The 15,896-nt window shown below is 71.1% G+C and carries 15 protein-coding genes; 4 read left to right on the forward strand and 11 right to left on the reverse strand.

The window, feature by feature from the left end; translation table 11 throughout:
• Window positions 1-16: 16 nt before the first annotated feature.
• Genes AB0M47_RS22075 through AB0M47_RS22085 form a run of 3 tightly spaced genes read left to right on the forward strand, consistent with a single transcriptional unit; the run spans window position 17 to window position 5,158 of the window.
• Window positions 17-664, forward strand: coding sequence for a peptidoglycan-binding protein (locus AB0M47_RS22075; protein WP_253755201.1), 648 nt, complete (start codon window positions 17-19; stop codon window positions 662-664).
• Window positions 654-3,893, forward strand: coding sequence for a BTAD domain-containing putative transcriptional regulator (locus AB0M47_RS22080; RefSeq protein ID WP_363416698.1), 3,240 nt, complete (start codon window positions 654-656; stop codon window positions 3,891-3,893). Before AB0M47_RS22075 ends, AB0M47_RS22080 begins: the two co-directional genes overlap by 11 nt.
• On the forward strand, window positions 3,890-5,158 hold the full coding sequence (locus AB0M47_RS22085) for a phospholipase D-like domain-containing protein (protein WP_363416701.1): 1,269 nt from the start codon (window positions 3,890-3,892) through the stop codon (window positions 5,156-5,158). The genes AB0M47_RS22080 and AB0M47_RS22085 overlap by 4 nt, the downstream gene beginning before the upstream one ends.
• A gap of 46 nt (window positions 5,159-5,204) precedes the next feature.
• Here the strand turns inward: AB0M47_RS22085 and AB0M47_RS22090 are convergent, their stop codons facing one another.
• Window positions 5,205-5,975 (reverse strand): alpha/beta hydrolase, encoded by a 771-nt coding sequence (locus AB0M47_RS22090; protein WP_363416704.1) that lies wholly within the window; start codon window positions 5,973-5,975, stop codon window positions 5,205-5,207.
• 141 nt (window positions 5,976-6,116) lie between these two features.
• Here AB0M47_RS22090 and AB0M47_RS22095 point away from each other — a divergent pair, with 141 nt between their 5' ends.
• Complete coding sequence (locus AB0M47_RS22095) at window positions 6,117-6,971, forward strand: helix-turn-helix transcriptional regulator (protein WP_363416707.1); 855 nt, start codon at window positions 6,117-6,119, stop codon at window positions 6,969-6,971.
• Between the two features lie 9 nt (window positions 6,972-6,980).
• On the opposite strand, the gene AB0M47_RS22100 is transcribed toward AB0M47_RS22095, so the two are convergent.
• From AB0M47_RS22100 to AB0M47_RS22145, 10 genes are all read right to left on the reverse strand, one after another.
• Window positions 6,981-7,358 carry an SHOCT domain-containing protein gene (locus AB0M47_RS22100; protein WP_363416710.1) on the reverse strand — a complete coding sequence of 126 codons (378 nt, stop codon included), beginning with the start codon at window positions 7,356-7,358 and terminating at the stop codon, window positions 6,981-6,983.
• An 11-nt stretch (window positions 7,359-7,369) separates the two neighbouring features.
• On the reverse strand, window positions 7,370-8,491 hold the full coding sequence (locus AB0M47_RS22105) for an aminopeptidase P family protein (RefSeq protein ID WP_363416713.1): 1,122 nt from the start codon (window positions 8,489-8,491) through the stop codon (window positions 7,370-7,372).
• A gap of 67 nt (window positions 8,492-8,558) precedes the next feature.
• Window positions 8,559-8,846 carry an SHOCT domain-containing protein gene (locus tag AB0M47_RS22110; protein WP_363416715.1) on the reverse strand — a complete coding sequence of 96 codons (288 nt, stop codon included), beginning with the start codon at window positions 8,844-8,846 and terminating at the stop codon, window positions 8,559-8,561.
• 53 nt (window positions 8,847-8,899) lie between these two features.
• Entirely contained in the window at window positions 8,900-9,328 is a 429-nt protein-coding gene (locus AB0M47_RS22115) for a DUF6325 family protein (protein WP_363416718.1), read from the reverse strand.
• 5 nt (window positions 9,329-9,333) lie between these two features.
• The gene (locus AB0M47_RS22120) at window positions 9,334-10,698 is read right to left on the reverse strand and encodes a dipeptidase (protein ID WP_363416721.1); all 1,365 of its coding nucleotides are present in this window, start codon (window positions 10,696-10,698) and stop codon (window positions 9,334-9,336) included.
• Window positions 10,695-11,138, reverse strand: a complete 444-nt coding sequence (locus AB0M47_RS22125; RefSeq protein WP_363416724.1) for a hypothetical protein — start codon at window positions 11,136-11,138, stop codon at window positions 10,695-10,697. The genes AB0M47_RS22120 and AB0M47_RS22125 overlap by 4 nt, the downstream gene beginning before the upstream one ends.
• A complete protein-coding gene (locus AB0M47_RS22130) occupies window positions 11,135-12,598 on the reverse strand; it encodes an APC family permease (RefSeq protein ID WP_363416726.1) in 1,464 nt (487 codons plus the stop codon). Before AB0M47_RS22130 ends, AB0M47_RS22125 begins: the two co-directional genes overlap by 4 nt.
• A 65-nt stretch (window positions 12,599-12,663) precedes the next feature.
• Window positions 12,664-12,924: a hypothetical protein gene (locus AB0M47_RS22135; RefSeq protein ID WP_363416729.1), complete on the reverse strand. Its 261-nt coding sequence runs from the start codon at window positions 12,922-12,924 to the stop codon at window positions 12,664-12,666.
• Window positions 12,921-13,136 (reverse strand): hypothetical protein, encoded by a 216-nt coding sequence (locus AB0M47_RS22140; protein WP_363416732.1) that lies wholly within the window; start codon window positions 13,134-13,136, stop codon window positions 12,921-12,923. The genes AB0M47_RS22135 and AB0M47_RS22140 overlap by 4 nt, the downstream gene beginning before the upstream one ends.
• Window positions 13,137-13,232: 96 nt before the next feature.
• The gene (locus AB0M47_RS22145) at window positions 13,233-15,785 is read right to left on the reverse strand and encodes a LuxR C-terminal-related transcriptional regulator (protein WP_363416735.1); all 2,553 of its coding nucleotides are present in this window, start codon (window positions 15,783-15,785) and stop codon (window positions 13,233-13,235) included.
• Window positions 15,786-15,896: the final 111 nt, after the last annotated feature.

Below are 15,896 nucleotides of genomic sequence, written 5' to 3' on the forward strand. Positions count from 1 at the left end.
CTGAGAGGAGCTGACGATGATCGGAATCCGGCGCGTCCTCGCGGCGCTCGTCGCCGCGGTGGCCGTCGGCGGTGGCGCGGTGGGTTTCCTGCCCAGTCCCGCGTACGCCGCGACGACGCTGTGCACGACGACCCTGCGGTACGGCGACAGCGGAAGCTGCGTCAGCAAGTTGCAGACCAGGCTCAACGAACTCGGCCTGGACTGCGGTAACAAGCTCACGGTCGACGGCAGCTTCGGCCGGTTGACCCGCATGCGCGTGTACGCCTTCCAAGGGCGCTTCCGGCTGGCCGTCGACGGCGTCGTCGGCCCGAACACCCGGTCCGCTCTCGCCTCGGCGACCGACGGCATGGGTGTGATCTGCGACTCCACCGTCGCCGACCACATCCGGGCCATCTGGCCGGACGGGTCGCAGGAGAAGGCGATCCGAGTGGCCCGCTGCGAGTCGGGGTTGAACCCGATCGCGGTCGGCGGGCCGAACACGAACGGGACCCTCGACTTCGGGGTGTTCCAGTTCAACGACGGTGGAACCCTGCAGGAATACCTGCCTGGCTCCACCCGGGCCGCGAAGGTCGACGCCGCGCTGACCGCCGACGACAACATCCGGGCAGCCCTGCGTCTGTACCAGGCGCGCGGCTGGCAGCCCTGGTCGTGCCGTGACGCGTGACGCGCTGCGCGTCCGTTCGTGGGTCAGCTGCCGCACGGTGCGTGTGCGGCAGCTGACCCGCCGGCGTCGCAGCGGCGTGGTAGAACCGTTGCCCATGCGGTTCCTGATGCTGGGGGCGCTGGACGTCCAGGTCGGCGGCTTGTCGGTGCCATTGGGCTCGGCCAAGCAGCGGCTGCTGCTGACCGCGCTGCTACTGGCCCCCAATGAAGTGCACCGGACGGGCGACCTGGCCGACCTCGTCTGGGATGACGACAAGCCCGCCTCGGCGCCGGCCAACCTGCGCACGTACGCGCATCGGCTCCGGCAGACGCTGCACGACGAGTCCGGCGGCCCGAGCCGGCTGGTCAGCCGGGGCGGCGGCTACCTGCTGCGGGTCGAGCCGGGTGAACGCGACCTCGACGGCTTCGACCAGGCCGCCCAGCGAGGGCGGCAGGCGCTGCTCGCCGGTGATTCGGCCGCCGCCGAGCTGTGGCTGGGCCGGGCGCTGGAGGTCTGGCAGAACCGGCTGCTGGCCGGCCTCGTCCTGCCCCGTGAGCTGGCCCGGCGGGTGGCGCACCTGGAGGAGCAGCGGCTGCTCGTCGAGGAGGACTACGTCCAGGCGCACCTCGACCGGGGCGCCGCCACGGAGATGATCGGCCGGCTCCGGCAACGGGTGGAACAGCACCCGCTGCGGGAAGGCAGCTGGCGGCAGCTGATGAGCGCGCTCTACCAATCCGGCGACGCCGTCGGCGCGGTGACGGCGTACCTCGCGGCACGGCAGACCCTCGCCGACCGCACCGGACTCGATCCGCATCCGCGCCTGCAAGCGCTCTACCAGGACATCCTGCATCACAATCCGGAGCTGGCGAAGGCCGATCCCCGGCCGGGCGAGTCCGGTCCGGGCGTCGAACCGGCCCAGCTGCCCGCCGACGTCGCCGCGTTCGCCGGCCGGCTGCGGGAACTCGACCAGCTGGACGAGCTGTGCAAGCCGTCCGCGCCGTCGGCCTGCGTCATCACCGGCATGTCCGGCGTCGGCAAGACCGCCCTGGCCGTCCACTGGGCGCACCAGGTCAAGGAGCAGTTCCCCGACGGCCAGCTCTACATCGACCTGCGGGGGTACGCCGCCGAACCGCCGCGTACGCCGCTCGACGCGCTCACGCAGTTCCTGCGGGCGCTGGGTGTGCCGTCGACGCAGGTGCCGATGGACACCGACGAGGCGGCCGCCCTGTTCCGGACGATGCTCGCGCACCGGCGGCTGCTGATCCTGCTCGACAACGCGCGTACCGCCGACCAGGTGCGCTCCCTGCTGCCCGGCGGATCCGGCTGCCGGGTGCTGATCACCAGCCGCGATCGGCTCACCGGACTCGTCGCGCGGGACAACGCCCAGCGCGTCAGCCTGCGCCCGTTCAGCCCGGTCGAGGCGGTCGGCCTGCTCCGGTCGGTGCTCGACGATCCGGGCCGCCACGCTTCGGCGGAGCTGTCCCGGCTGGCCGAGGCCTGCGGTCACCTGCCCCTGGCGCTGCGCATCGCCGCGGCGAAACTGGCCGACCATCCCGACGAGGACCTCACCGGCTATCTGGACCAGCTGACCAGCCAAGGCCCGCTGCGTCAGCTGGCCGTCGACGACGACGGGCAGGCATCCATGGCGGCGGCGTTCGAGGCGTCCTACCGGGCGCTGACCGGGGCGGCCCAGCGCATCTTCCGGCTGCTGGGCGCGGCGCCGGGCGGCGACGTCACGGCGTACTCGACGGCGGCGATGGCCGGGATCGACGCGGCCGAAGCGGCCCGGCTGCTCCGGGTGCTCGTCAACGCCCACCTGGCCGAGCCGCGCGGCCGTGACCGCTACGGCCTGCACGACCTGCTGCGCGAGTACGCACGCGAACTCGCCGACGCCGCGAGCGAGCGGCCCGACGCCGTGGCACGGCTGTGCGACTTCTACCTCGCGACGATCAACAACGCCGCCGCAAAGCTGTACGCGCACACGATCCGCCTGCCGGAGGGCGCCGCCCATCGCAGCGACGGCGCGCTGGACCTGACCGACGCCGGGGCCGCCCGGCGCTGGCTCGACGAGGAACTGCCCAGCGTCACCGCCCTGATCGGCCACTGCGCCGAGACCGGGCCGGCCCCGATGACCTGGCTGCTCACCGACGCGCTGCGGGGCTACCTGTGGATCCGGCGGCCGGTCGCCGAATGGCTGCACGCGGCCACCCTCGGTCTGGCCACGGCCGAAGCGCATGGGCAGCACGCGGCGGTCGCGGCGATGCACCTGGGCCTGGGCCAGGCCTGCCGGGCGGTCGGCCAGCTCAGCGAGGCCGACGAGCATCTGCGCCACGCCATCGACGCGGCCGGGCGGTCCGGCTGGGACGACGTGCAGGCCTCGGCGCTGACCCAACTGGCCGTGGCGTACGCCGGCAGCGGGGCCAGCCGGGACGCCGAACGCCTGCTCGGCCAGGCTCTGGAGATCTACGGCCGCACCGGGCGGCGATCCAGCGAGGCGGTGGTGCTGACCAACCTCGGCACGCTGCACTACCTGCTGGGCGACATCCGGCAGTCGGTCGTCTTCGGACAGCGGGCCCTGGACCTGTATCGGCAGACCGACAATCCCAGCGGCCGGGCGACCGCCCTGTGCAACCTCGGGATCAACCTCGCCCTGCTCGGCGAGACCGAGGCCGCCCGCGTCCACCTCGTCGAGGGGATGCGGATCGCCGTCGACCTCCAGGACCCGCTCAGCCAGGCCCTGGGCGAGCAGGGACTGGCCCAGGTGGCGGCGCAGGAGGGGCAGGCCGTCGCGGCGGTGCGCCACGCCGACGCGGCGATCGAGCACGCCCGCCTCGCCGGGGACACCGGTCACCTGGTGCGCTGCGCGGTCGAAGCCGCCGTGCTGCGCATCGACCTCGGGGAGCGGTCCGACGACGCCGCGGCCGAGTTGGACCGGCTGCACCGCGAAGCCACCGCGGCCGGCAACGCGCACACGGCCGCCGTGGCGTTGATCGGACTCGGGCGTACGCATCTGCGCGACGGCCGGTACGCCGACGCCGCGGAGAAGCTGCGCCAGGCCTCGCAGCTGGCCCAGCAATGGCAGTACGAGCTGGTCGAGGCCGAGGCGCTGGACGCGCTGGCGGTGCTCGCCCGCGCGGAAGGACACCACGACCACGCATGTGATCTCGCCGAGCAGGCCGCCGACCGGATGGCGGCATGCGGCCTGCTGCCTGCTCGGCACAGTCGATTCATCCTGGGGAGGAACGTATGAGACTACGGCGATTCTCGGCCTGGCTGGCGATGTCCGGCCTGGCCTTCGTGCTCGCGCCGATGGCGGCGGCCCAACCGGCGGCGGCCGCGTACGCACCCGTCACACATCCCGTGTTCAACAACCCGTACAACTCGACCTCGACCGCCGTCTACGACGAGGTGATCCGGCTCGTCGACGGGGCGGACGCGGGGGCGATCGTGCGGGTGGCGATCTTCGAGGCCCGCAGCGCGGCCATCGGGGCGGCCCTGCAGCGGGCGATCGCCCGGGGCGTGGACGTCCGGATCGTGCACGGCTCCAACACCGGTCCCGAAGGCGGATCCGACGACTGGACGTATGACTTCCTGCCCGCGCGTACCGAGGCCAACGCGGCCGGATCCTGGCATGTCGCCTGCGGCAACGCGCCCGGGTCGGCCTGCGTGGGCACCGGGATCATGCACAACAAGTTCATGACGATCACCTCCGTCGGCGGCGTACGCAACGTGGTGCTCATCAGCTCGCAGAACTGGTGGGGCAGCAGCCCCTACTGGGAGAACGCGATGGTCGTCGTCGACAACGCCGGCCTGTACGGCAAGTTCAACGCGTACTTCTCCGACCTCGCGCTCAAGCACAAGAACAACGACTACTACAACTCCGCCGACGGCAAGCCGGTCTCCTACAACGCCGACGGCACCGAGGCGGCCAGCGGCTATGGCGCGTTCCGCAACTACTTCAGCCCGATCGCCGACGGCGATGGCAACTTCGTGCTGGACATGTTGTCGCGTGCCGACTGCTCGGCCCGGAACCTGCCCGACAGCCTCGGTCACAACGGGCGGACCCTCATCCGGGTGGCGATGAACGGCTTCACCCGCTCCGACATCGCGCGGCTGCTCGCGTCGCTGGACGCCGAGGGCTGCGTCGTGCAGCTCATCTACCACGTACGCACCGACGGGGTGAACGCCAGCGTCGTCGACGCGCTGCGCTGCTCGGGTGTGCAGCGCTGGTGGAAGCCGACCGGCACCGACCTGCCCCGCAGCGTGCACTCGAAGTGGTTCGCGATCTCGGGCAAGCTCAAGTCCGGGGCGACCGAGGAGATCGTCTACACCGGTTCGACGAACTGGAGCGGACCGGCGATCTACGACAACGACGAGTCGCTGTTGCGCATCTCGGGTCACAAGACGTTCCAGGCGTACTTCGACAACTTCTCCGACATCGTCCACACCCCGGAAGCCACGTCGACCACCTCCGACGACTGGCGTACGTCCCGGGAGCCGGGCGGCAGCTGCTGATCGCCGGCCGGGGGTGTCTCCACTATGGAGACACCCCCGGAGCGTTTTACTGGATGAAGTCGCGGACGAGCTTCACGAACTCGGCCGGTCGCTCGGTCGCCATGAGATGCCCGCAGTCCAGCTCCGCGTACGCGGCTCCGGAGATGCCGGCGGCCAGCTCACGGGAGTGTTCCACGGGGACCAGCGTGTCGCGGCTGCCACCGATCACCAGGGTCGGCGCCTGGATCCGCGGCAACAGGTGCCGCACGTCCAACCGCAGATCCAGGTCGAGCTGCCGGAGCCGGTTCGCGTTCGGCTGATAGCCGCCCGCGAGTTCCTCGACGGCGGCCCGGTCGAGGGAGTTCAGGTACTCGCGGCTGAACGCCTGCAGCATCGCGTACCGGGCGAACGTGTCCGGGACGCCGGCCAGGTCGCGCCAGACGGTCAGCACGTTGCGGAAGTACTCGTCGCCCTGCCCGGCGAAGCCGGCGGCCAGGACGGCCGTGCGTACCAGGTCGGGCCGCGTGGCGGCGAGCGTCGCGACGACCACCGCACCCATGGAGTGCCCGACCACGTCGGCGGGCCCGGCCCCGACATCGGCGATGACGGCGGCGACCTGGTCGGCGAGCTGCTCACCGGTGAGGTCGCGGCCGTCGTCGCGGGCCGGATCGCTGCCGGACAGGTTCGGCAGCACGACGGTGCTGCGGTCGGCGAACGCGTCGGCCACGCCGTCCCAGGAGGCGCCCCCTCGGTTGGTTCCGTGCACCAGCACGAGCGGGCGGCCCTGGCCCGTCGTCCGGTACGGCACATGGGCGGAGCCGACTGTGATCTCGATCATTTCGCTGTCCCTTTCTGATGGCGGTACGCCAGCGACAGTGCCAGGACCGGGTAGTGATGAGGAGGGGAGCGGTTTGCCTAGGAGCAGCGCTCCTAGGCTGCTCAGCGGCGATCCGGGCGCGAAGGGCCGAGGATGGACGACATGAAGATGGACCAGGCCAAGCTGGCGGACTTCCTGCGCCGGTCGCGGGAGCGCCTCCAGCCGCAGGAGGTCGGGCTGGCGGCCGGACCGCGACGCCGGACGCCCGGTCTGCGCCGCGAGGAGCTGGCCCAGCTGTCGGGGGTGTCGGCCGACTACGTCATGCGGCTGGAGCAGGCGCGCAGTTCACAACCGTCGACGCAGCTGCTGGCCGCGCTCGCCCGGGCGTTGCGGCTGACCGAGGACGAGCGCGACCACCTCTACCTGCTCGCCGGTCACCGCCCGCCGGAAGGTGCCCGAGCCGGCAGCCACGTGCGACCCGGTCTGCTCTATCTGCTCGACCGGCTGGGGGACACCCCGGCTCAGCTGCTGACCGACCTCGGCGACCTACTCGCGCAGAACGCCCTGGCCGAGGCGCTGTTCGGCTGCGTCTGCTCGATCGCCGAACCGGATCGCAACGTCGTCTGGCGCTGGTTCACCGACCCGTTCGTCCGGGAGGCGTACGCCGTCGAGGAGCACGACGACCTCAGCCGGATGCACGTCGCCGACCTGCGCGCGGCGGCGACCCGGCACGGCTACGACCGCCCCTCGACGCTGCTGATCCAGCGGCTCGAAGCGGCGAGCGAGGAGTTCCGCGCGCTCTGGCAGGAGCACGAGGTCGCCGTACGCCGCGACAGCCGGCTGCGCGTACGGCATCCGGCTGTCGGGCTCATCGAATTCGACTACGAACTACTGCAGACTCAGTCCGCCGATCAGCGGCTGCGGTTGTTCACGCCGCCGCCGGGCTCGCCGAGCGTCGACGCGCTCGGTCTGCTCCGCGTCGTCGGCCCGGAGACCGCGCATCGCCGCCACCGATGACCAGCCCGGTCAAGCGGTCAGACCCATCGCCCGCTGCTTGAGCGTGGCGTACTCGGCGTCGTCGATCTTGCCGTCGTCGTGCAGTTTGCTGAGCCGCTCGATCTCGTCCGCGGTGGAGTGGACCGCAGCCTCCGGAGCGCCGCGATACGGCATCATGCCCATCGACCGCAGCTCGGCCTCGGTCGGCTTCGGCCGTGCGATCAGGTAGACCAGCGCACCCAGGAACGGCAGGATCACCACGAACGCGATCCAGCCCGCCTTGCCCCAGCCGGACAGGTCCTTGCGCCGGAACACGTCGGCGAAGACCGCGATGAACATCCAGATGAACATGAACCAGAAGAAGAATACGATCATCGACCACAGCACGTCGCCGAAGTCCATCGTCATCGACCTCTTTCCTACTCGACGACCCGCAACTCATGGCTGGTCGTGTTCAATCGCCGGCCGCCGGACTCGGTGACGGTGACGATGTCCTCCAGGCGTACGCCGAACCGGCCCGGCAGGTAGATCCCGGGCTCGATGGAGAAACACATGCCGGGCACGAGGCGCTGCTGCTCGCCTTCGACCATGTACGGCGGCTCGTGCGTGGTGACGCCGATCCCGTGCCCGGTGCGGTGAATGAAGTACTCGCCGTAGCCCGCCGCCACGATGACCTCCCGCGCGGCGCGGTCGATCTCCTGGCAGGCGACCCCGGGGCGGACCGCCTCGAACGCCGTCTGCTGCGCCTCGCGTACGACGCCGTGCACCCGGGTCACCTCGGGATCGATGTCGGGTCCGACGTGGACGGTACGCGTGGTGTCCGACCCGTAGCCGGCCATGAGCCCGCCGAAGTCGAGGACGACGGTGTCCCCGACGCCGATGACGCGATCACCGGCCTCGTGGTGCGGATTGGCGCCGTTCGGGCCGGAGCCCACGACGGTGAAGTCCACCTGCTCGTGGCCGTGCTCCCGCAGCAGCTCGGCCAGGTCGGCGGCCACCTCGTTCTCCGCCCGCCCGGCGAAGCGCACCTTCACGATCTCCCCGTACGCCTGGTCGGCCGCCGCTCCCGCCGCGGCCAGCCGGTCGAGTTCGTGGGCGTCCTTGACCGCGCGCAACATGGGCAGCGCATTGGTGATCGCCTCGAAGCCGACCTGCGGACGGGCCTTGAGCAGACCCAGCACGTGCAGCGCCCACGCCGAGTCGGAGACGCACAGGCGACCCTCCTCGGGCAGGAGCGCGGAAGCGGTCGCGTACGGATCGGTGGCGTCGCTCCAGTCGCGGAAGCCCATCTCGGCCGCGGCCGGGCCGGCCTGCGCGTCCGGCATCTCCAGTTTCGGCACCACCAGCTGCGGCCGCCGGCCGGGCAGCAGCACGAGCACGGTCAGGCGCTCGGTGATGGCGGTCGGCCGATAGCCGGTGAGCCACACCAGGTCGGGACCCGGCGTCACGAGTACGCCGTCGTATCCGGCTCGCTGGGCGTCGTCGGCGGCCCGCACCATCCGTGTGGCGTAGTCGTCGGCGGTGAACTCGGCGGACGTCACGTCGGCCCCCCTCTCCTGACGGTCGCGCTGTCTCGGCTTTGCTGACGGTCGCGCTGCGAGCGCGGGGTCAGCCGGCGAGGATGCGTTGCTTCTGCTGCTCGAACTCGGCGTCGGTGAGCACGCCCTGAGCCTTCAGGTCGCCGAGCGTCTTGAGCTGATCCAGCTTGTCGGCCGGAGCCGCCGCCGGCGGGGCCTGCTGCTGCTGCGCGGCTGCTTCCTGCTGGGCGTACTCGTATTGCTGCTGCTGATCCTGCGCGGCCCAGCGGCCGGCCTGGCGGCGGGACACGCGGTTGGACACCGCCGTGGCCGTGCCGGCGACCACCGCGGTACGCGCGACTCCTCGTAGCAATCCCATGGTGTTCCCTCTCGCGTTTCGTTTCGGTTCGCTCGGATCGGTTCGGGATTAGGTCAGGCGCTGGCTTCGGCCGCGGCGAGCAGCGCCTGGATCTGGATGCGGCCGGACGCGACCATCTGCGCGCCCCCACGACGCCAGGCCATGGCCAGCGGGGCGGCCCAGGTGTTCTCGTAGACCATGATTCCGGCGGAGTTGCCGGGCTCGATGACGTCGGCGGCCTCGCGCAGTTCGTCGTCGCCGAGCAGGCCCGAGGACGCGCCTTCGAACACCGCGAACTCCGCGGCGCCCTCGGCGTCGAGGTCCTCGATCTTCAGCGCGGTGATGATGCCGTCGGCGTCCTTGCGGATGAAGGCCAGGTCGAGGATGCGGATGATGCCGCGTTCGACGAGGTCCAGCAGCAGCGGTACGCCTTCGCCGGTCATCCGGTTTCCGGGGAACTCGATCACGAGGTAGTCGACCGGTCCCATCGTCTCGACATCCACTATTGTCACTCCTTTGTGTCGGCTGCGGTGGCGAAGCGTTGCAGGAACAAGGCTTCGGCGAGCGCCATGTCGGCGATCTCTTGGGGATGCACGCTCTCGTTCGGCGCGTGCATCAGGGTCTGGGGCTCTTCGACGCCCATCAGGATGATCTCCGCGCCGGGGCAGGCGGCGGCGAAGACGTTGCACAGCGGGATGGAGCCGCCCTGCCCGAGCATGGTCATGGGCTGCCCGAACGCGTCCGCCATCGCTTCGCGGAGGGCGGCGTACGCCGGACCCCCGGTCTCGGCCCGGAACGGTGCGCCGGAGGCCTCCGGCTCCACGGTCACGCGTACGCCCCACGGCGTGGCCGCCGTCAGATGGTCGGTCAGGGCGGTCAGCGCCTTGCCCGGATCGGTGCCGGGCGGGATGCGCAGGTTGAGCCGGGCGGCCGCGTGCGGTTGCAGGGCGGCTGCCGAGCCGACCACGGGTGGGCAGTCGATGCCCAAAATCGACACCGCCGGCCGGGCCCAGAGCATGTCGGAGACCGCTCCGGTGCCGAGCAGTTCGGCGCCGTCGAGCAGACCGGCGTCGGCGCGGAAACGATCGTCCGGATAGGGCTCGCCGTCCCAGATCTGGGTGTTGTCCAGCCCGGCGATCGTGGTGTCGCCGTGCTCGTCGCGCAACGTGCCCAGGAGGCGTACGAGGGCGGCGAGCGCGTCCGGGACCGGGCCGCCGAACATTCCGGAGTGGACTTCGCTCCGCAGCGACTCGACTTTCACGACGACGTTCACCAGGCCGCGCAGGCTCACCGTCGCCGCCGGCCGGCCGACCGCCGCGTTGCCGGTGTCGCAGACCAGGATCGCGTCGGCGGCGAACAGGTCGGCGTTCGGCGGCACGAAGTCCTCCAGGCCGCCGGTGCCCTGTTCCTCGGAGCCCTCCACGATCAGCTTCAGGTTCACCGGCAGCTGGTCGCCGAGCGCCCGCAACGCGGTCAGGTGCATGACGATGTTGCCCTTGCAGTCGGCGGCGCCCCGGCCGTACCACCGCCCGTCGTCGCCCTCGGTCAACGTGAACGGCGGTGTGCGCCAGGCCTGGTCGTCCAGCGGCGGCTGCACGTCGTAGTGCGCGTACAGCAGCACTGTCGGCGCGGACGGATCGCTGCTGAGCCGGGTGCCGTAGACGGCGTCGCTGCCGTCGGCGGTGGTGACCAGGCGGGCGTCGGTGAACCCTTCGGCCCGGAAGGCCTCCAGCACCCACGCGGCCGCCTTGGCGCACTCCTCCGGCGGGAACTGCCGGGCGTCGGCCACCGAGCGCATCGCCACCAGGTCCGCCAGCTCGGCCTTCGCCTGCGGCATCAGCGCCTGAATACGGTCTCTGAGCTGCTCGGTCATTGCTTCACCACGTTGTCGAACTTGAGGCTGTCGGCGTACTGCTGGAAGTCCGGCAGTTTGTCCGGGCAGTAGACCTTCATGATCGCCAGCTGGCCGCGCACCGCGATGCTGTCGCTGATGACCGGCCGCGCACCGGGACCGCCGGCGCCGTTGGTCATCATGGCGTTGAGCGTGGCCTTGCGCAGCGCGCTGGCCGGGTCGGCGCAGACCGCGCCGCCGTCCTCGCCGAGCACCGTGACGATCTGGTCCTTGCTGGGCGCGGTGTAGCCGGCGGCCGTGATGTTGCCGATCAGCTCGTCCGCCTTGGCGTTGGCCGACGCGGACGCCTTGGCCGAGCGGAACACGCCCAGCGCGACGATCGCGAGGATCAGGAAGATCGCGCCCAGCAGGACGTAGGTTATCCAGCGTTTCGAGCGGTCGCTCATGTCGACGGTGGTCATGACACCGGCACCTCCTCGGCCTCGGCGGTCTTCCACGACGGCTTGCGCAGCTTGTAGAACAGGTACGGCACGAGCAGGCCCAGGCCGAGCGCGCCGCCGCCGACGATCAGCAGGTAGATCCCGGAGTTGCCGGACTCGAACTGCGACGGCGGGATGAAGCCCACCAGCAGCGCGGCGAGCGAGGCGGCGAAGCCGACGCCGCACAGGCCGACCAGCATCGGCGCCCGGTAACCCCGCGGGTGGTCGGGCTGGGTGCGGCGCAACCGGATCGCGGCGAGGAACATCAGCAGGTACATGATCAGGTAGACCTGCGTGGTGATCACAGAGAAGATCCAGTACGCGCTGGAGACGTCCGGGATGAACGCGTAGAGCAGCGCGATGACCGTCGTGATGACGCCCTGGGTCACCAGGATGTTCTGTTGTACGCCGAACTTGTTGAGCCGCTGCAGGAACGGCGGCAGGTAGCCCTCCTGCCGGGAGATCATCAGCAGGCCCTTGCTCGGCCCGGCGAGCCAGGTCAGCATGCCGCCCAGCGAGGCCGTGACGAGCATGATGCCGATCAGCGGCGTCATCCACTGCGCTCCGAAGTGGGCGAAGACCGCGTCGAAGGCCTGCATGACACCGGCGGTCAGCGACAGCTGCTCGGCCGGGACGACCCAGCTGATGGCCAGCGCCGGCAGGATGAAGATGGCCAGGACCAGGCCCATCGCCATGAACATCGCGCGCGGGTACTCCCGCCCGGGGTTCTTCAGCGAGGAGACGTGGACCGCGTTCATCTCCATGCCCGAGTAGGACAGGAAGTTGTTGACGATCAGTACGAGGCTGGCCAGGCCGGTCCAGGCCGGCAGCAGGTGCGCGGCGTCCATCGGCGCGGCCGACTCGTTGCCCTGGCCGAGGAAGATCGCGCACAGGGTCAGCAGGATCGCGCCCGGGATCAGCGTGCCGATGGTGAGCCCGGCGCTGGCCAGCCCGGCGACGCCCTTGGTGCCGCGCGAGGAGATCCAGACGCCGGACCAGTAGCAGACCATGATGACCGCGGCGGTCCACAGCCCGTTCGAGGCCAGCGGTGGGTTGAACACGTACGCCAAGGTGCTGGCGACGTAGCCGAGCAGGCTCGGGTAGTAGAAGATCGTCATGGCGAACTGGCACCAGACGGCGAGGAAGCCCAGCGGCTTGGACAGGCCCTGGCTGACCCAGTTGTAGACGCCGCCGGTCCAGCCCGAGGCCAGCTCGGCCGAGACCAGCGAGGTCGGCAACAGGAACACGACCGCCGGCAGTAGGTAGAGGAACACGCACGCGAGCCCGTACATCGCCATGGTCGGCGCGGCTCGGAGGCTGGCCACCGAACTGGTGGTCATCAGGGCCAGGGCGACCCAGGTGATGTACGCCTTGGCCGGCGCTCTGGTCGCCGCTTGTATTCCTCCCGCTGCCGGCCGGGCCGGCACATCCATCGCACTCATCTGAGGAACCCCCGTGACAGATGCGGCAGGACTCTCCGCCGCGTTGGCACTCCGTAACGCTGTGATCACCTTCGGCCATCGGCGATGGGCGAATCATCACCCGCCTCGGGTAGGTTTTCCGCCGCACGGTTCCGGTGGAAGCGAACGGCTCGAGCGACGTGGTCGGCCTGGTCCAGCCGGCCCAGCAGCCGCCACAGCGCGGCGGTGTCGGCGGCGGTCACCCGCAGGACCGTGACCAGCCGGCAATCGGCGACCGGGGTGCCGGAGATCGCCTCGCGGAGCAGCGGCCCCACCCGGCCCGAAACGGTGATCTCGACGGCGTTCATAGGCTCGGGTCGTCGGTGGTGCGTACCTCGACGAGGTCCAGCCCGAGCGCCTGCAGCTGGTCGAGCAGGCCGTACAGCGCGGCCTGGTCGAGGTCGGGACCGTAGAGCACGGTCCGGACCTCCGGCGGCCCGATCGTCAGCCCGGGAAGCTCGGCCAGAAGGCGATCGTCGACGGAGCCGCTCACGTGGATCTCGTAGCAACGGTTCGGCATGGCGCACCCCCCTCGACACCAGCCTGGGCGTGCGGCCACCACCGCGCCTCACCCGGCGGGGGTACTTCCGGCCGGCGGTCGCCAGGCGGCGGAGGGTCAGAGAAGATGCAGCTCGCGGGCCCGGTTGACGGCCTCGCGGCGGTTGCTGACGGCCAGCTTCCGATAGACCGCCTTCAAATGCGACTTGACCGTGTTGACCGAGACGAACATGCACTCGCCGATCTCGGTGTTGCCGCGCATCGTCGGCAGGTAGCGCAGCACGGTCAGCTCGCGTTCGGTGAGCGCCTCCAGCAGCGCCGGGGCGGCGGCGCCGGCGTCGACGGCCAGCTCGATCCGCCGGGACTTGCCCGGCGTACGCAGGAACGGCAGGCGCAGTCGTTCGGGCGCGGCCAAGTCCATGGCATGCCGGCGGGCGTCCTCGGCAGCCGCTTCGTCGTGCCGGCGGTCCTGCACGGCCGCCTGAACGAGCCAGGCCTCGACGGCGGCGACCGACGTCGGCTCCTCGGCCAGGATCGGCTGCAGGAGCTGCTCGGCCTGCTTGGTGCGGCCCAGACCCAGCTCCGCCTGCGCGAGCCGGATCAGTTCCGCGGGCAGCAGATCGCCGTCGCCGACACGGTCGCGCAACTGCTCCGCGACCGTCGCGTAGTCGGCTCCAGCCAGCCGGGCGTCGGCCTCCACCAGGTCGATCCAGTGCCGCAGCAACGGCGTACCCGCCTGGGTCTCCTCGGCCTCGGCCCGCACCTGGGCGACCGTCGCCGCCGCCTTCGCCGGGGCGTCGTGGGCCAGCAGCAACTCGGCTGCGGTCAGGCGTACCGCCAGATGAGCCCGGCGGTCCATCATGGACTCATCGGCGGCCAGTCCCAGCACCACATGCCGGGCGGCCTGGTCGAAGTCCGCCTGTTGCAGGCTGACCTGGGCCAACGCGAGATGAGCGGTGGCGGTGTCGCCGACCTCCCGCAGCGCCGACTCGGCTCGATGCCGGGCCGACGCCAGCGCGCCGTTGCGGGCGTCGAGCACCGCGAGGTGGCTCAGGCACTGAGTCCGGAGACCCTCGAGCCGCTGGTGCTCCGCGTTGTCCGCGGCGGCCCGCAGGTGCCACTCCGACTCCGCCGTCTGCCCGGTCCACATCAGCTCCACCCCGAGGTGGGTCTCGGCGACCGGCTGGTAGCGCGCCGCCGCCGGGCTGAGGGCCAGTGCGCCTTCGCGGAGGCGGCGGACCACGTTCCGGACCTCGTCCAGGTCGCCCGCGCCGCCGGTCCGCAGCACCGACGAGGTCATCCCGAGCAGGCTCAAGGCCGTCTGACCGGCCTCGGCCACGTCCGTGGGCAGCCCGGCCAGATGCCGGCCCGTCTCGTCGACGTCCGCGCTCAGCGAGGCGGCATCCCGCTCGTACGCGTGCCGCGCGGCCGCATGCAGCGCGTCGACCAGCGGATCGCCACCACGCCCGGCGGTCTCCCGGAGGGCGGTCATGGCGGTGTCGCCCTGTCCGGCCAGGATCTCCGGGATCGTCATGGTCAGCAGAACCCGGACGCTCACCTCGGGGTCCCGGGACAGCAGCGCGTGCCGGGTCGCCTCGGCCACGTCACCGCCGGCGGCGTACCAGGCGGCCGCCCGGCCGTGCTGCTGGTCCCGCAGCGCACCGTCCTCCAACGACAGCTGGTGGTAGAGCATCTCCCGCAGCAACGGGTGATACGCGTACTCCCGGCCGTCCCGGGTCGCCCGGATCATCAGCTCGTCCTCGCGGGCCAGCCGGGCCAGGAGCGCGTCGGCGGTGCCGCCCCCGAGCGACTCCGCCAGGGACACCGTGAGACGTTCGGCCACACTGGTACGCAGCAGGAAGCGGCGTACCGGCTCAGGGACGTGGCTGAGCACCTCGCCCGTCAGGTACTCCATGACGGTGCGCTCGTCGCCGGTGAACCGCGTGATCCCTTGGTCGACCGCGTCGGGTTCCAGCGACATCGCCGCCAGCCGCAGCCCGACCGCCCAGCCGTCGGTGCGGTCGAGCAGCGCGCGTACCTGCGGATCGGACAGCGTGACGTCGTACTCCGCGAACAGCCGGGTGACCTCGCCCGTATCGAAGGCCAGGTCGCGGGCGCGTACCTCGGCCAGTTCGCCACGGATGCGCAACCGGTGCAGCCGCATCGCGGGATCGGACCGGCTGACCAGCACGACCTGAAGGTCCGGCGGCGCATGCTCGATCAAGTCGCGCAACTGTTCCAGTACGCCGACGTCCCGCAGGTAGTGCAGGTCGTCGACGACCAGGATCGTCGGCGCGCCGATCATCGTGATGGTGCGCCGCAGCCGATCGAGTTCGGCCTTGCCGGCCCGGGTCACGGGCGGTTGCCCGGCGGAGTTGGCGAGGTCGCCGCCGACCGTGCTGGGGGAGACGACCGCGCTCAGCAACGCATGCCGGGTCTGCCACCAGAAATGGGCCGGCGACGCGTCCCGGGTGACGCTGACCCAGGCGATGCGTTCGCCGAACGCCCGGCGTTTGCACCACTCCGCCACGGCGGTCGTCTTGCCACTGCCCGCCCCGGCCGTCACCAGCAGTACGCGAGTGTGCCGCAGCCGCGTCGACAGCAGATCCCGCACCCGGGGCCGATCGATCGGGGACGGCGATTCGGGGATGTGCGACGTCCACCCGTCCATCGCAGTTCACCCCCGGTTTTCGCGTTCACTTCGAACCCGTCGGACCCCGTGACCCGGCTGAAGTCAGAATAGGTCCGGCCCGAGCCGCCGCGGGCGGGTTCAGCAGCAGTT

Origin of the sequence: Hamadaea sp. NPDC051192 (assembly GCF_040682475.1) — a bacterium.
Taxonomy (GTDB): domain Bacteria; phylum Actinomycetota; class Actinomycetes; order Mycobacteriales; family Micromonosporaceae; genus Hamadaea; species Hamadaea flava.

Bases quoted from the DNA above. Each gene is read 5' to 3' on its own strand.
- AB0M47_RS22095 (WP_363416707.1), top strand. From the start codon at position 6,117: ATGAAGATGGACCAGGCCAAGCTGGCGGACTTCCTGCGCCGGTCGCGG.
- AB0M47_RS22120 (WP_363416721.1), bottom strand. From the start codon at position 10,698: ATGACCGAGCAGCTCAGAGACCGTATTCAGGCGCTGATGCCGCAGGCG.
- AB0M47_RS22140 (WP_363416732.1), bottom strand. From the start codon at position 13,136: ATGCCGAACCGTTGCTACGAGATCCACGTGAGCGGCTCCGTCGACGAT.
- AB0M47_RS22125 (WP_363416724.1), bottom strand. From the start codon at position 11,138: ATGACCACCGTCGACATGAGCGACCGCTCGAAACGCTGGATAACCTAC.
- AB0M47_RS22135 (WP_363416729.1), bottom strand. From the start codon at position 12,924: ATGAACGCCGTCGAGATCACCGTTTCGGGCCGGGTGGGGCCGCTGCTC.
- AB0M47_RS22100 (WP_363416710.1), bottom strand. From the start codon at position 7,358: ATGACGATGGACTTCGGCGACGTGCTGTGGTCGATGATCGTATTCTTC.
- AB0M47_RS22085 (WP_363416701.1), top strand. From the start codon at position 3,890: ATGAGACTACGGCGATTCTCGGCCTGGCTGGCGATGTCCGGCCTGGCC.
- AB0M47_RS22090 (WP_363416704.1), bottom strand. From the start codon at position 5,975: ATGATCGAGATCACAGTCGGCTCCGCCCATGTGCCGTACCGGACGACG.
- AB0M47_RS22130 (WP_363416726.1), bottom strand. From the start codon at position 12,598: ATGAGTGCGATGGATGTGCCGGCCCGGCCGGCAGCGGGAGGAATACAA.
- AB0M47_RS22110 (WP_363416715.1), bottom strand. From the start codon at position 8,846: ATGGGATTGCTACGAGGAGTCGCGCGTACCGCGGTGGTCGCCGGCACG.
- AB0M47_RS22145 (WP_363416735.1), bottom strand. From the start codon at position 15,785: ATGGACGGGTGGACGTCGCACATCCCCGAATCGCCGTCCCCGATCGAT.
- AB0M47_RS22075 (WP_253755201.1), top strand. From the start codon at position 17: ATGATCGGAATCCGGCGCGTCCTCGCGGCGCTCGTCGCCGCGGTGGCC.